The organism is Mycobacterium sp., from assembly GCF_036488105.1.
In the GTDB taxonomy this organism is placed as follows: domain Bacteria; phylum Actinomycetota; class Actinomycetes; order Mycobacteriales; family Mycobacteriaceae; genus Mycobacterium.
On sequence record NZ_DASXHW010000284.1, the window covers coordinates 1 to 14,842 of the forward strand.

At 66.4% G+C, this 14,842-nt stretch carries 15 protein-coding genes; 12 read left to right on the top strand and 3 right to left on the bottom strand.

All coding sequences use genetic code 11. The features are described 5' to 3' along the window. Positions 1-304: 304 nt before the first annotated feature. Genes VGH54_RS14510 through mnmA form a run of 4 tightly spaced genes read left to right on the top strand, consistent with a single transcriptional unit; the run spans position 305 to position 4,328 of the window. The gene (locus tag VGH54_RS14510; protein ID WP_331512728.1) at positions 305-1,144 is read left to right on the top strand and encodes a GNAT family N-acetyltransferase; all 840 of its coding nucleotides are present in this window, start codon (positions 305-307) and stop codon (positions 1,142-1,144) included. Continuing rightward, the gene (locus VGH54_RS14515; protein ID WP_331512729.1) at positions 1,144-2,040 is read left to right on the top strand and encodes a lysophospholipid acyltransferase family protein; all 897 of its coding nucleotides are present in this window, start codon (positions 1,144-1,146) and stop codon (positions 2,038-2,040) included. The genes VGH54_RS14510 and VGH54_RS14515 overlap by 1 nt, the downstream gene beginning before the upstream one ends. 33 nt (positions 2,041-2,073) lie before the next feature. Then, positions 2,074-3,255, top strand: a complete 1,182-nt coding sequence (locus tag VGH54_RS14520; protein ID WP_331512731.1) for a cysteine desulfurase family protein — start codon at positions 2,074-2,076, stop codon at positions 3,253-3,255. Beyond that, entirely contained in the window at positions 3,252-4,328 is a 1,077-nt protein-coding gene (gene mnmA, locus VGH54_RS14525; protein WP_331512732.1) for a tRNA 2-thiouridine(34) synthase MnmA, read from the top strand. The genes VGH54_RS14520 and mnmA overlap by 4 nt, the downstream gene beginning before the upstream one ends. A gap of 13 nt (positions 4,329-4,341) precedes the next feature. Here the strand turns inward: mnmA and VGH54_RS14530 are convergent, their stop codons facing one another. Further along, complete coding sequence (locus VGH54_RS14530) at positions 4,342-4,974, bottom strand: sensor domain-containing protein (RefSeq protein WP_331512758.1); 633 nt, start codon at positions 4,972-4,974, stop codon at positions 4,342-4,344. Between the two features lie 83 nt (positions 4,975-5,057). Between VGH54_RS14530 and VGH54_RS14535 the strand changes: the two genes are divergently transcribed. The 6 genes from VGH54_RS14535 (at position 5,058) to ligA (ending at position 11,723) form a co-directional block, all read left to right on the top strand. Continuing rightward, positions 5,058-6,071 (top strand): methionine synthase, encoded by a 1,014-nt coding sequence (locus VGH54_RS14535; RefSeq protein ID WP_331512733.1) that lies wholly within the window; start codon positions 5,058-5,060, stop codon positions 6,069-6,071. A 325-nt stretch (positions 6,072-6,396) separates the two neighbouring features. Next, complete coding sequence (locus VGH54_RS14540) at positions 6,397-7,707, top strand: NAD(P)/FAD-dependent oxidoreductase (protein ID WP_331512734.1); 1,311 nt, start codon at positions 6,397-6,399, stop codon at positions 7,705-7,707. 252 nt (positions 7,708-7,959) lie between these two features. Beyond that, positions 7,960-8,454 (top strand): SRPBCC family protein, encoded by a 495-nt coding sequence (locus VGH54_RS14545; RefSeq protein WP_331512735.1) that lies wholly within the window; start codon positions 7,960-7,962, stop codon positions 8,452-8,454. After that, the gene (locus VGH54_RS14550; RefSeq protein ID WP_331512737.1) at positions 8,451-8,771 is read left to right on the top strand and encodes a metalloregulator ArsR/SmtB family transcription factor; all 321 of its coding nucleotides are present in this window, start codon (positions 8,451-8,453) and stop codon (positions 8,769-8,771) included. Before VGH54_RS14545 ends, VGH54_RS14550 begins: the two co-directional genes overlap by 4 nt. 109 nt (positions 8,772-8,880) lie before the next feature. Continuing rightward, entirely contained in the window at positions 8,881-9,588 is a 708-nt protein-coding gene (gene msrA, locus VGH54_RS14555; protein WP_331512739.1) for a peptide-methionine (S)-S-oxide reductase MsrA, read from the top strand. A 56-nt stretch (positions 9,589-9,644) separates the two neighbouring features. Next, the gene (ligA, locus tag VGH54_RS14560; RefSeq protein WP_331512741.1) at positions 9,645-11,723 is read left to right on the top strand and encodes an NAD-dependent DNA ligase LigA; all 2,079 of its coding nucleotides are present in this window, start codon (positions 9,645-9,647) and stop codon (positions 11,721-11,723) included. Here the strand turns inward: ligA and VGH54_RS14565 are convergent. Together VGH54_RS14565 and VGH54_RS14570 are read right to left on the bottom strand one after the other, a co-directional pair. Beyond that, entirely contained in the window at positions 11,712-12,272 is a 561-nt protein-coding gene (locus VGH54_RS14565; RefSeq protein WP_331512742.1) for a hypothetical protein, read from the bottom strand. The genes ligA and VGH54_RS14565 overlap by 12 nt on opposite strands. Before the next feature lie 12 nt (positions 12,273-12,284). After that, complete coding sequence (locus tag VGH54_RS14570) at positions 12,285-12,944, bottom strand: amino acid-binding protein (protein ID WP_331512759.1); 660 nt, start codon at positions 12,942-12,944, stop codon at positions 12,285-12,287. An 88-nt stretch (positions 12,945-13,032) separates the two neighbouring features. On the opposite strand from VGH54_RS14570, the gene gatC reads away from it, so the two are divergent. Both gatC and gatA read left to right on the top strand, forming a co-directional pair. After that, positions 13,033-13,332: an Asp-tRNA(Asn)/Glu-tRNA(Gln) amidotransferase subunit GatC gene (gene gatC, locus VGH54_RS14575; RefSeq protein WP_331512743.1), complete on the top strand. Its 300-nt coding sequence runs from the start codon at positions 13,033-13,035 to the stop codon at positions 13,330-13,332. Beyond that, positions 13,329-14,810: an Asp-tRNA(Asn)/Glu-tRNA(Gln) amidotransferase subunit GatA gene (gene gatA, locus VGH54_RS14580; RefSeq protein WP_331512744.1), complete on the top strand. Its 1,482-nt coding sequence runs from the start codon at positions 13,329-13,331 to the stop codon at positions 14,808-14,810. Before gatC ends, gatA begins: the two co-directional genes overlap by 4 nt. Positions 14,811-14,842 lie beyond the last annotated feature (32 nt).

A 14,842-nucleotide genomic window follows, 5' to 3' on the forward strand; every position in this document is an offset into this window, starting at 1 on the left:
GTCGGCCCACGGATCCTCGCCGAACTTGGTGAATGCCCCGGTTATCTCGACATATTGTGAGATGCCGTCGGAACGCAGACGCCGCTGGCGTTCCTCGGCGTACTTCGTCCGCAGCGCATCGGGATCGAACGTATCTGCGCTGCTGCCAGAGGTCACGGCTGAATAGTCAACCAATTTTTTCACCTGGGCAACGCCAAAATGCAGCTCATTGTTCGAATTGCCGCTGGGACATCGTCATCTACCGTGCACGGACACGTTACGGCTCGGATGCCAATTAGCTGATCAACAACGCAACTGTGGTGGCATGAGCACTGAGTCGGTCCTCATCGCCGCTGAAAAACCGGCCCCGGGGACGCGTTCGTCGGCCGAGCCGCGCTATTCCCTGTTGTTGTCCACTGATCCCGCTCAAGTCGAGGCAGCGCAACGGCTGCGCTACGACGTCTTCAGCAGCGAGCCGGGTTTCGCACTGATCGGGCAGGGCGACGGCCTCGACGTCGACCGCTTCGACGAGCACTGTGACCACCTGTTGGTGCGCGAGGACAACTCCGGCGAGTTGGTGGGTTGCTATCGCATGCTTTCCCCGACCGGCGCGATCGCCGCCGGAGGGCTTTACACCGCAACGGAATTCGACATCCGAGCGCTGGATTCGCTACGGCCGTCAATGGTCGAGATGGGCCGTGCGGTGGTTCACAAGGATCACCGCAACGGCGCTGTCGTGCTTCTGATGTGGGCCGGAATCCTGGCTTACCTAGACCACTGCGACTACGACTACGTGACCGGTTGCGTATCGGTGCCGGTGGCCGGGGACGGCGGACCGCCGGGCAGCCAGATTCGCGGTGTGCGCGACTTCGTGTCGCGACGCCACGCCGCTCCGGCCGATTACCAGGTGCATCCGCACCGGCCGGTGGTCATCGACGGACGCTCGCTCGACGAGATCGAGCCGCCCTCGCGGCCGGTGATACCGCCGCTGATGCGCGGCTACCTGCGGCTGGGTGCGCGTATCTGCGGCGAGCCGGCCCACGACACCGACTTCGGCGTGGGTGACTTCCCCGCGCTGCTGGACAAGCGTCAGGCCGATACCCGCTACCTCCGGCGACTCCGGTCGGTGTCGGCGGCCACCGAGGCAGCGGGCCGGGTGGCTTGATGAGCGCTCCGTTGTCCCGCGACCACGCCTGGCTGCCCCGGGCGACCTGCAATACCGACTGTTTGCGCGCCGGCGGATATGACGCGACCCGGCGGCTGATCGTGACCCTGCGGGTCGCGCGGCGGATCGGATTGTTGTTGCTGTTGGCGCCGGCGTTGCCGCTGTTGGCGGGAGTGATACCGGGTTGGTCGAAGTCGAGGCAGATCTACTGCCGAATGTTGCTGTGGTGCCTCGGCGTCAAGACCGCGGTCGCGGGCGGGCCGATCCGCAACCTGCCCGGGGTGCTGGTGGTCAGCGACCACATGTCCTGGCTGGACATCCTGACGATCGGCGCCGCGTTGCCGTCGAGCCGGTGGCGGGCATCGCCGCTGTCATTTGTCGCCCGCGCCGATGTTGCCGGCAATGTCGCGGTGCGGATGATGGCGCGCATCGTCAAGGTCATTCCGATCGAGCGTGGCCGCCTGCGCCAGCTTCCCGAGGTGGTGGCCACCGTCGCCGCCCGGCTGTATGCGGGCCACACGGTGGTGGCGTTCCCCGAGGGCACCACTTGGTGCGGCCGCTCTGGGCGGACCCACCAGGGCTCGGGGCCGTTCTATCCGGCAATGTTCCAGGCCGCCGTCGACACCGGCCGACCGGTCCAGCCGCTGCGGCTGCGCTACCAGCACCGGGATGGCCAAGTCTCGACCGTTCCGGCCTACATCGGCGACGACACGCTGCTGCATTCGATCGGCCGGCTGATGGTCGCCCGTCGCACGGTGGCCCGGATCTACGTCGAGTCGCTGCAGCTTCCGGGCAACGATCGGCGCGAGCTGGCCCGGCGCTGTCAGGCCGCGATCCGCGTCACATCGGCGCCGCACCCAGGTCATGGGCAGCGGTCGTCGGTGCTGGCGTCCTGACCTTCGCGGGGCGCTCGCTATCCTGGGCAGGTCATGGTCTACCTGGATCACGCTGCCACCTCCCCGATGCACCCCGCTGCTGTCGAGGCGATGACGGCCGTCCTGAGCACCGTCGGTAATGCCTCCTCGCTGCACGCCACCGGCCGGGTCGCCCGGCGTCGCATGGAGGAATCCCGCGAGCTGATCGCCGCCAAGCTCGGGGCCCGTCCGTCCGAGGTGCTCTTCACCGCCGGCGGCACCGAGAGCGACAACCTCGCCGTCAAAGGTATTTACTGGGCGCGCCGGGACGCCGAGCCGAGCCACCGCCGCATCATCACCACCGAAGTCGAGCACCACGCCGTGCTGGACGCGGTGAACTGGCTCGCCGAACACGAGGGCGCCGAGGTCACCTGGCTGCCCACGGCTGCCGACGGTGCTGTGTCGGCTGCTGCGCTGCGTGACGCTCTGGAACACCACGACGACGTAGCGCTGGTTTCGGTGATGTGGGCCAACAACGAGGTCGGCACCATCATGCCGATCGCCGAACTCGCTGCCATCGCAGCCGAATTCGATGTGCCGATGCACAGCGACGCGGTTCAGGTGGTGGGCCAGTTGCCGGTCGGTTTCGCGGCCAGCCAGTTGTCCGCGATGAGTGTGGCCGCCCACAAGTTCGGCGGCCCGCCCGGCGCGGGTGCGCTGCTGCTTCGGCGCGACGTCGACTGTATGCCGTTGTCACACGGCGGTGGTCAGGAGCGCGACATCCGTTCCGGCACACCCGATGTCGCTGGTGCGGTTGGGATGGCGACGGCGATGCAGCTTGCCGTGGACGGGCTGGAGGTCAACAGCACGCGGCTACGACTGCTGCGCGACCGACTCGTGGACGGTGTGCTGGCCGGCGTCGAAGACGCCCGCCTCAATGGCGCCACCGGCTCGCGCCGGCTGCCTGGCAACGCGCACTTCACCTTCGAGGGATGCGAAGGCGACGCATTGCTGATGCTGTTGGACGCCAACGGGATCGAGTGCTCTACCGGATCGGCCTGCACCGCGGGAGTCGCGCAGCCGTCGCACGTATTGATCGCGATGGGCGCCGACCCGGTCAGCGCCAGGGGGTCGCTTCGATTGTCGTTGGGGCACACCAGCGTCGAGGCGGATGTCGACGCCGCGCTGCAGGTACTGCCCGGCGCCGTGGCCCGTGCCCGGCAAGCCGCCCTGGCCACCGCGGGGGTTTCGCGATGAGGGTGCTCGCTGCGATGAGCGGTGGCGTCGACTCCTCGGTCGCCGCAGCCCGCATGGTCGACGCCGGTCATGACGTGGTCGGCGTACACCTGGCCTTGTCGCCGGCCCCGGGCACCTTGCGCACCGGCTCGCGGGGGTGCTGTTCCAAAGAAGACGCCGGTGATGCTCGGCGGGTCGCAGACGTGCTCGGAATCCCGTTCTATGTCTGGGATTTCGCGGACAGGTTCAAAGAAGACGTGATCGACGATTTCGTGTCGTCCTATGCGCGCGGCGAAACCCCCAATCCATGTGTGCGGTGCAACGAGCGCATCAAGTTCTCCGCCCTATCGGCGCGCGCACTGGCCCTGGGGTTCGACGCGGTCGCCACCGGTCACTACGCCCGGCTGGCCGGTGGGCAGCTGCGGCGGGCCGTCGATGCCGACAAGGACCAGTCCTATGTGCTCGCCGTGCTGACCGCCGATCAGTTGCGCCATGCGGCCTTCCCGATCGGGGACACCCCCAAGTCGCAGATCCGCGACGAGGCGGCCCGGCGGGGACTGGCGGTGGCGGACAAGCCGGACAGCCACGACATCTGCTTCATTCCATCCGGCGATACCCGGGCCTTCCTGGGCGAGCGCATCGGGGTGCGGCGCGGCTCGGTGATCGACCAGGGCGGCGCGGTGTTGGCCACCCATGACGGTGTGCACGGTTTCACCATCGGCCAGCGCAAGGGTCTGGGCATCGCGGGCCCGGGCCCCGACGGCCGGCCGCGCTACGTCACCGCGATCGACGCCGACAGCGGCACGGTCCAGGTCGGCTCGGTGGCCGACCTGGAGATCTGGCAGCTGACCGGTCACCGGCCGGTTTTCACCGCGGGCACCACACCCGCCGGACCCGTTGAATGCGCGGTCCAGGTCCGTGCGCACGGCGAGGCCGTCGACGCGGTAGCCCAGTTGGCCGGCGATGAGCTCGCGGTGCGACTGCGCACGCCGCTGAGCGGCGTGGCGCCGGGGCAGACGCTGGTGATGTATCGCCGTGACCCCGACGGCGACGAAGTGCTCGGCAGCGCCACCATCACCGGATCGTCGTCGTAACGCGGTCCCTGCGTCAGCCCGGCACGTTGGCGGCGATGTTGGTGATCACGATCGTGGACACCGAATCCGGGAATCCGCAGAAGGTGACCTCGATCAGGACCACGGCCTTGAGCAGATAGTCGCGCCCGCAGTCGCCGGGGCGGGTCTGCAGCGACTGTTCGTCGGACTCCCAGGTACCGACGAACCTCGAACCGCCAGAGCTGCCTGCGCAGTGGCGAACGGTTCCCACCAGGGCACTGAATGCGTGACGGGCGGTAGCGGCGTCGCGGTAGGCGGCAGCGCCTTCCGAGATCAGACCGCCGTGCGGCGGATCCTGAAAGGTGGTTTTGTGGAACGTCTCGATGTCGGGCCCGAAGGTTGCGCTGTCGGCGTAGACGAAGCGGCACTCCGGTGGCGCGCTCGGGGCAAGGGCGTCGATGTCGACCGGGGAGTCGCCGTCCATCGACGGGATGATGGTGAGGTGCTCGCCGCCACCGGTTATCGCCTGCATGCGGGACTGGTCGAGCAGGACCCGGTTGACGTCGACACCCGAAAGGTTCGGTGCTGCACCGTATCCGGGCACCGCGGCCCCGCCCACGATGTGGGTGCATCCCGCGGCCAGCAGGGCCGCAGCACACAGCATCAGGCGTCGCGCCATCATTGTCAGCCTCTTTCCCTGGTTCGCCAGCCTAATCGCGGACTGGGTCCCCGGCTCGGTGAGCCGGGGACCCAGTCGAATACGGTTGGCCGGTGAGTGTTTTCGCAACCGCTACCGGCACCGGGTCGTGGCCCGGTACCGCCGCGCGACCGGCAGCCGAGATTGTGGTCGGCGAGCTGAGCGCCGCGATGGCCCACCTTGTCGAGTTGCCCGCCCGCGGAGTGGGCGCCGACATCATCGGCCGTGCCGGTGCGCTGCTGATCGACGTGGCCATTGACACGGTGCCCCGTGGCTATCGGGTGGTGGCCCGGCCCGGTGCGGTGTCGCGGCGGGCGGCCAGCCTGCTCGACGAAGACATCGATGCGCTGGAAGAGGCTTGGGAGATCGCGGGTTTGCGGGGGAGCGGGCGGCCCGTCAAGATTCAAGCGCCGGGTCCGATCACGCTGGCGGCCCAGTTGGAGCTGTCCAATGGGCATCGGGCGATCACCGACATCGGTGCCCTGCACGACATTGCCGCTTCACTGGCCGAAGGGGTCGCCGTGCATCGGGCCTCGGTAGCCCGTCGGCTCGATACTCCGGTGGTGGTGCAGTTCGATGAGCCGTCGCTACCCGCGGCGGTCGCTGGCCGGCTGACCGGTGTGACCTCGCTGAGCCCGGTGGCGGCTCTCGAGGAGAGCGTGGCCACCACCCTGCTCGACACCTGTGTGGCCGCCGCGGGCGCGGAGGTGTCGGTGCATAGCTGTGGCACGGCGATCCCATGGGAAGTGTTGCAGCACAGCCATATTAGTGCGGTATCGGTGGACGCCGGGACGCTGGAGGCCGGCGATTTGGACGCCATAGCCGAGTTCGTTGAATCGGGGCGTGTCGTCATGCTGGGCGTCGTGTCGTCGAGTCCTCCACCGCGCCGGCCCGCGGTGGAGGAGGTCGCCGCCGGCGTCGTGGCCATCACCGACCGGCTCGGCTTCGGGCGTTCGGCGCTGCGGAAAAGCATCGGCATCACTCCGGCGTGTGGGTTGGCCGCCGCGACTCCGGAATGGGCCCGCGTGGCGATCGGCTTGGCCCGGCAGGCGGCCGAGGCCGTCGCCGAAGATCCCGACGCCATCTGAGCAGGGCAACCAATCCGTGCCTCCCCTGATCTACCAAGCGCGACGGTCGCACGCTAGACGGTCGAACGTGGGATGCGTTGCCTTCGGTCGCTGTATCGCAATTCAGAGCGCAAGCCATACGCGGCGGTGCGAGTGGACCGTTATGGCGTCGCTGACCCGTTCCGTCTGTCTCATATCTAACGTTGTTGGTTTCTCAAATGGTGCGGCAATACTGCGGCGTCACGAGTACGAAACCAGCGTCGCGCCGACGAGTCGGTTGCCCACCTAATAGCCGCCCTGCTCGCTACGATCACGTAGTCCCGCAGGGCGCTGAGGAGAAGCCGCTATGAAGCGTGTCGTCATCGTCGGTAGCGGGTTGGCCGGTTTGAGCGCTGCCTATCGGCTACATGAGCAGGGCTGCCAGGTCACGGTGTTAGAAGCCCTGGACCGTGTCGGGGGCCGGGTGTTGTCTGAGTTTGAAGATGGCTTCCTGTTCGATGTCGGACCCACCATCGTGACCGACAACTACACCGAATATATGGAGCTTGTCCGCGACGTGGGCTTATCGGACAAGGTGATTGACTGCCCGCCTCTGATGGCAGTGGTGAAAGGCAGCGACCTGCATATTCTCGATACGCGCAAGCCTCTTCGGTCTTTTTTGACCACCAAGCTTTTGCCGTCCGCTGCGAAGTTGCGGTTGATAGCGCGCGGGGTGCGTCTGATCAAGCCGCTATCTGGCATGAACCCGTATGACCTGAGCAATCGTGTCCACTACGACACCGAGTCGATCGAGGCTTATATCGACCGAATATTTGGACGCGAGCTTAACGACTTGATAATCGACGGCGTCACGCGCTCGATGGTGTCCAGCTCTCCGGGCGAGGCGTCGGTCGTCGGATTTCTCGCGGGCGCGGTTACTGCGTCGGGGAAGATGCAGACGCTAGAAGGCGGTTTGCAGCTCCTGCCGTCAATATTGGCCGAGAAGCTCGACGTGCGTCTCAGGTCGCCGGTCACCCAAGTCCTAAATACTGACAATGGAGTAGAAGTCCATTACCAGAACGAGGCCGGGGTTGCCGGCTGCGAACACGCAGACGCATGCGTGGTTGCCACGCCATTGCGAACCGCCGTCGACATATATGAACCGCTGAAAGCGCTTGGAACCGAGGTACTTTCAAAGTCGATGGACTCAGGTTGCTGCTCGCTGCAGCTCAGGTATTCCAGACGTACTGAGAAAGAACCGTTCCTTGTGATGGTGCCAAGAGAGGCTTCCGTCGAGATCAGCAGCCTGTTCCTCGAACATGTCAAGGCACCTGATCGCGCCCCGGCAGGAGCGAGCCTTATCACGGCGTTTTTCCCTGAACAACTTGCTATTGACTCGATGAATTGGAGCGAGGATCGACTGACGATCACGGCGCGGGAACTGATCGAGCGGCTGTTCCCTGAGCTTCGCGACCACTATCTAGGTGCTCGCCTCAAGCGTTGGCAGTATGCCGCTAACCAAGCCGACGTTGGTTACTACAAAGCCCTGCAAAAATTCCTCGACAACTATCCGGTCGACGCCCCAGTCCAGATGGCAGGCGATTACATGGCCCTACCCTCGCAAGAGTCGGCAGTGGTCGCCGGACGCAGAGCCGCCAAGCGAGTCCTTGCCGCCTAACCAACTTTCGGTCACGGTCGACACGCCCCAGGGCCGTCCCGGATCGGATGATCCGTCCCATGAATTCTTTTCATTGCTGAGGCCATCAGGGCCGAGTCGAGCACCGCGTTCGGACGGGCTTGGCCCGGCGGACGGGCCGAGGCCCGTCGCCGAAGATCCCGCCGCCATCTGGCGACTCGCTAAAAAGAGCAATCAAAGGGTTGCATGTTGCCGCCGGGCATGGTGTGCTGATAAGCAACCAGGAGGTTGCATATGAACAACGATCGCATCGAGAAGCAAGTGGTCTTACGCGCACCGCTGGGCCGGGTCTGGCGGGCGATCAGCGACTCGCAGGAATTCGGCCAATGGTTTGGCGTCCGCATCGACGGGCCGTTCGTCGCCGGTACATCGGTGAACGCGACGATCACCGGAACCACGGTCGACGAGGAGGTCGCGGAGATGCAGCGGCCGCATGTTGGGGCGAGGGCGAGCTGGCAGATTGTCGCGGTGGAACCGCCGCGGCGATTCGCCTACCGCTGGCACCCGTTCGCGATCGACGCAGGCGTCGACTACGGCAACGAGCCGACCACGCTGGTCGAGTTCACCTTGTCGGAGACGGCCGACGGTGTGCTGCTCAGGATCGTCGAGTCCGGATTCGAGGCTCTCCCCGAGAGCCGCCGCGCCGATGCGTTCGAAGCCAACAGCGGAGGATGGGCCAAGCAGACCGAACTGGTGCGCAAGTACCTCAGCCTGGGGCAGCGGGTGTGACCGCGACGCTCGCAGCGGCGCCGGTATTCGACGCGCTGGGGGACGCGAACCGGCTGCGCATTGTGGTCCGGCTGTGCGATGGCGGGCCGAGCTCGACTTCCCAAGTCACTCAAGCGGTTTCGGTCACCCGACAGGCGGCGACGAAACACCTGGAGCTACTGGAGGCGGCCGGGGTGGTGATCAGCAGCCGGCGTGGGCGCGAGCGCATCTGGACGTTGCAGACTCGACCGCTGATCGATGCGGGCGACTACCTCAATCAGCTCTCCCGCCGCTGGGACGCCGCGATCGACCGGTTGCGAGCCTATGTCGAGGATTGAACGTCTGGTTGTCTGGCAACGTGCTTCAAATGCGGCCGACAGTTCGACCGCGACGCCGTTTGAATAACTGCTATACCCTGGCGGTCTCCGGGAAGAGGACAACACGCACATGAATGGCAAAACCCGTCAGCGGGCGGTCCTGACGTCATGGCTGGCAGTGATCGGATTGGCCGCGGCGGCTTTCCTCGTGGTCCGTGGCCCGGTGATGCCGGCCGCGAGCGGGACGGCGGCGAGCGCGATTCCGGCACCCACGCTGGACGAGCCGGCGACGGGGCGACCCAAGGCTGAGACCGCGGTCCTGGCCGGTGGCTGCTTCTGGGGTGTGCAGGGCGTCTTCCAGCATGTCAAAGGGGTGTCATCCGCTGAATCGGGATACGCCGGCGGAGATGCCGCCACGGCTAACTACGACGCCGTCACCACCGAGACCACCGGGCACGCCGAGTCGGTGCGCATCACCTATGACCCGACCCAGGTCAGCTACGGGAAGCTGTTGCAGATCTTTTTCGCCGTCGTGCAGGATCCGACGGAGCTCAACCGTCAGGGACCCGACGTGGGCCCGTCGTACCGTTCGGTGATCTTTGCTCAGGACGACACCCAGCAAAAGATTGCGAATGCCTACATCGCCCAGCTGAGCGCGGCGGGCTCATTCCCCGCACCGATCGTCACTGCCGTCGCGCCGCAAACTCCGTTTTTCCCGGCGGAGGCTTACCACCAGAATTTCCTCGACTTGCATCCGAACAACCCGTACATCGTCGCCAACGACCTGCCCAAGCTGGGCGAGCTGAAGTCGGCGTTCCCGGACCTCTATCGCGACTAGCCGGCTCACGGGGCTGCGCGGACTGAGCTGTCGGCGTCCTCCGATAGCCTGCGAAGGTGAGTTCGGCAGAAGCTGATCCGGTTCCGCCCGACGTCCGTCGTTCTTGGCGTGAACTGGCCGACGAGGTGCGTGAACACCAGTTCCGTTACTACGTGCGTGATGCGCCGATCATCTCCGATGCGGACTTCGACAAGCTGTTGCGCCGTCTTGCCGCTCTCGAGGAGGAGCATCCCGAGCTGCGCACACCCGACTCGCCGACGCAGCTCGTCGGTGGCGCCGGCTTCGCCACCGATTTCACCTCGGCCGAGCACCTGGAGCGCATGCTGTCGCTGGACAACGTGTTCAGCGCTGAGGAATTCGAGCTGTGGGCGGGCCGCGTTCGAGCCGACGTCGGTGCGGACGTTCCGTTTCTCTGCGAACTCAAGATCGACGGTGTCGCACTGGCTTTGGTGTACCGCAACGGCAGGCTGGTCCGCGCGGCGACCCGCGGTGACGGGCGCACCGGCGAAGACGTGACGCTCAACGCGCGCACCATCGACGACGTGCCCGAGCGCCTGACCCCCAGCCCCGACTACCCGGTGCCCGACGTTCTTGAGGTGCGCGGCGAAGTGTTCTTCCGGCTCGCCGATTTCGAGACGCTCAACGCCGCGCTCGTCGAGGACGGCAAGACGCCGTTCGCCAACCCGCGCAACAGCGCCGCGGGGTCGCTGCGGCAGAAGGACCCCGCCGTCACTGCCCGGCGCAAGCTCCGGATGATCTGCCACGGGTTGGGGCATGTGGAGGGCTATCGACCGGCGACGCTGCACGACGCATATTTGGCGCTGGCCGCATGGGGGCTGCCGGTCTCCGACCACACCACCCGGGTGCAAGACGCCGCCGGCGCGCTCGAGCGGATCGCCTACTGGGGCGAACACCGCCACGACGTCGACCACGAAGTCGACGGTGTGGTGGTCAAAGTCGACGACGTGACGCTGCAGCGCAGGCTCGGCTCGACGTCGCGTGCCCCGCGGTGGGCGATCGCCTACAAATACCCGCCGCAGGAAGTTCAGACCGAGCTACTCGACATCCGGGTCAACGTGGGCCGGACCGGGCGGGTCACGCCGTTTGCGTTCATGACGCCGGTCACCGTCTCCGGGTCGACGGTCGGGCTGGCGACTCTGCACAACGCCGCCGAAGTCAAGCGCAAGGGGGTGCTGATCGGCGACACGGTGGTGATCCGCAAGGCCGGTGACGTGATCCCCGAAGTGCTAGGCCCTGTCGTCGACCTGCGTGATGGCTCCGAACGCGAATTCGTCATGCCCACAACATGTCCCGAATGCGGTACGACATTGGCTCCGGCCAAGGAGGGTGATGCCGACATCCGCTGCCCCAATTCGCAGTCCTGCCCGGCGCAGCTGCGTGAGCGGGTGTTTCACGTTGCCGGTCGTGGCGCGTTCGACATCGAGGGGCTCGGCTACGAGGCGGCGACTGCGTTACTCGCAGCGAAGGTGATCAACGACGAGGGTGATCTGTTCGCCCTCACCGAAGACGACCTGTTGCGCACGGAGTTGTTCACCACCAAAAGCGGCGCGTTGTCGGCCAATGGCAAGCGATTGCTGGCCAACTTGGACACCGCCAAGAGGCAGCCGCTATGGCGGGTGTTGGTGGCGTTGTCGATCCGCCACGTCGGGCCAACCGCGGCAAGGGCATTGGCCACCGAGTTCGGCAGCCTGGACGCGATCACCTCAGCGTCGACCGAACAGCTGGCTGCGGTCGAAGGCGTCGGTCCGACCATCGCCGATGCGGTGACCGAGTGGTTCACCGTCGACTGGCATTGCCAGATTGTGGCCAAATGGCGATCGGCCGGGGTGCGGATGGCCGACGAGCGTGACGCCAGCGTGCCGCGAACATTGGAGGGCGTGACGATCGTCGTCACCGGCTCGTTGGCCGGCTTCTCCCGCGACGATGCCAAAGAGGCGATCCTGACCCGCGGCGGCAAAGCCGCCGGTTCGGTGTCGAAGAAGACCGACTACGTGGTCGCCGGCGATTCCCCCGGATCGAAGTACGACAAGGCCGTCGAGCTCGGCGTGCCCATCCTCGACGAGGACGGATTCCGAAAGCTTTTGGCGGAAGGCCCTTCTGAGTCAGGGAAGTAGCGGCAACCGCCACAGCGGGGTCTTCGGCTCAAGCAGCCACATGCGGATCGCGGTAAACCGGAACAGTCGAAGCGTGCCGGTGATGAGGATCGCGGCCAGTGGCAGGTCACACATCGCCGCCGTGAACTCCGACATCTGAAAGTCTCTGGGTCCGGCGGTCATCAGGTCGAACCAGGCATCGCAGATCAGCAACATGCCGGTGGCAAATGCGGTCAACAGCATCACTTGTCGGCGCAACATGCCGAAGACCACGGTTGCCGCCATCAGAGCAAGCAGAACAAGGTCGAACCCGACCCACGTTGCCGTCCAATCGTGCACCAGGTAGTCGTCGGGCAGCGCGAAGGCCAGAAACACGATCCACGGAATCAACACCAGCGTCCCGCCGGTCATGATCCCCAGCCAGCCCCAGCGGATCCGGTGCGCCACCTCTAGCGGCAACAGCTCGGACAGGGGTCGCTCGAGGCGCTGGATGAGCTCGCGCCGCTCAGCGGGTGACATAGCGGCGATCTGGGCGTCGGTGAGCAGGTTCACCCCCGATGAATACCCCATCTGGCGGGGCGTTCAGTGCAAAAGGGTTGCGACGATCCCGGCCAGGTATCCCAGCCGGGCGACTTCCGAGGGCCGGAAGGCCGGGCCACCGGGCCTGCCGAGCACGACTGCGGTCTCGGGGGCGCCCAATGGAGCCGCGATCAGGGTGGTGTCCAGCTCCCGCCACAGCTGTGGCACCCAATCCTCGGTTGCGTCCAGGGCGGTGGCGTGCTCGATCGGCATCCACGGGATATCGGTCAACCCGGTTTCTGGCGCGCCGCGACTGCCGGCGATGCGGTGGAATCCGTCGCCGGACTTCTGCAGCACCGTGCACCAGCTCACCCGCAGCACCTGCGGCGCCTCGTTGACGAGCACCTTCAGCTTCGCCGCGGTCTTGCCGGCGGCCGCGACGTGGTCGATCAGCGCCAGCTCGCGGTGCGCGTCCAGGAGCCCGGTGTGTGGCCGCAGGCTGTCGACCCGCACACCCTGCAGTGCCTCGGCGGCTGTGATCAGCCTGTCAGGCATTCCCCCTGGCGGCAGTTCGACCACGAGATCGTCGATCGCATAACCGGGTCCGCGGTCCACGACGTCCAGCGACAGGATGTCGGCGCCCACCGATCCCAGGGCCACGGCCAGCGAGCCGAGGCTACCCGGCCGGTCGGCCAGCTGAACCCGCAGCAGATACGAGGACACGCGCACACTGTTGCACAGCGACGCCTGCTCGGCATTTCGACGGATGCCAGGCGTCACGCCAGTGGCCTGCTCGCTAGGCTTTTCAGTCGTGTCCCAGATCTCTCGTGACGAGGTGGCCCATCTGGCCCGGCTGGCTCGCCTGGCGTTGACCGACGATGAGCTGGACCACTACGCCGGCCAGCTCGACGCCATCCTGACTCATGTCGGCCAGATTCAGGCGGTCGACGTGACCGGCGTCGAGCCGACCGACAACCCGCTCAAGGCCGTCAACGTCACCCGCCCTGACCAGACCGCGCCGTGCCTGACCCAGCAGGAGGCGCTGGCCGAGGCGCCCGAAGCCGTCGACGGTCGCTTCGCTGTCCCGCAGATCCTCGGGGAACCGCAATGACGGACATCATCCGGCTGGACGCGGCGACGCTGGCCGCGAAAATCGCCGCCGAGGAGCTGTCGTCGACCGAGGTCACCCAGGCCTACCTGGACCAGATTGCTGCGACAGATCAGCGGTATGGCGCATTCCTGCACGTCGCGGCCGACGCGGCGCTGTCGGCCGCGGCCGCTGTCGACACGTCACTGGCCGCCGGTGAGCAGCCGGCCTCCGCACTGGCCGGGGTTCCGCTGGCCCTCAAAGACGTCTTCACCAGCGTCGACATGCCCACCACCTGCGGCTCGAAGATCCTCCAGGGCTGGCGTTCGCCCTACGACGCCACCGTGACCGCGCGGCTGCGCGCGGCCGGAATTCCGATCCTCGGCAAGACCAACATGGACGAGTTCGCGATGGGTTCGTCGACGGAGAACTCCGCCTACGGCCCCACCCGCAACCCGTGGAACACCGACCGGGTGCCGGGCGGTTCGGGCGGGGGCAGTGCCGCGGCACTTGCGGCGTTTCAGGCGCCGCTGGCCATCGGTACCGACACCGGCGGCTCGATCCGCCAGCCGGCCGCGCTGACCGCGACCGTCGGGGTCAAGCCCACCTATGGCACGGTGTCGCGCTATGGCCTGGTGGCCTGTGCGTCTTCGCTGGACCAAGGCGGGCCCTGCGCGCGGACTGTCGTCGACACCGCGCTTCTGCATCAGGTGATCGCCGGACACGACCCCCGCGACTCCACCTCGATCGATGCCGAGGTGCCCGACGTCGTCGGCGCCGCGAAAGCCGGCGCCGCAGGTGATCTCAAAGGCGTACGCATCGGCGTCGTCAAACAGCTGCGCGGCGAGGGCTATCAGCCCGGCGTGCTGGCGTCGTTCAACAAAGCCGTCGAGCAGTTGACCGCGCTCGGCGCCGACGTGTCCGAAGTCGATTGTCCCCATTTCGATCACGCGCTTCCCGCCTACTACCTGATTCTGCCGTCGGAGGTATCGAGCAACCTGGCCCGCTTCGACGCGATGCGCTACGGACTGCGGGTCGGCGACGACGGCACACACAGCGCCGAAGAGGTAATGGCGCTGACCCGGGCTGCTGGATTCGGCCCGGAAGTCAAGCGGCGCATCATGATTGGTACCTATGCGCTGTCGGCCGGCTACTACGACGCCTACTATAACCAGGCGCAGAAGGTGCGCACGTTGATCGCGCGCGACCTCGACACCGCGTATCAATCCGTCGATGTGCTGCTTTCGCCCACCACGCCGACGACGGCGTTCCCGTTAGGGGAGAAAGTCGACGACCCACTGGCGATGTATCTGTTCGACCTCTGCACGCTGCCGTTGAACCTGGCCGGGCACTGTGGAATGTCGGTGCCGTCCGGGCTGTCCGACGACGACAACCTGCCGGTCGGACTGCAGATCATGGCACCCGCGCTGGCCGACGACAGGCTCTACCGGGTAGGAGCTGCGTACGAGGCCGCCCGGGGAGCACTGCCGTCGGCCATTTGAGATCCGCTGCTGCAACGGCTCCCTCGGGGCAA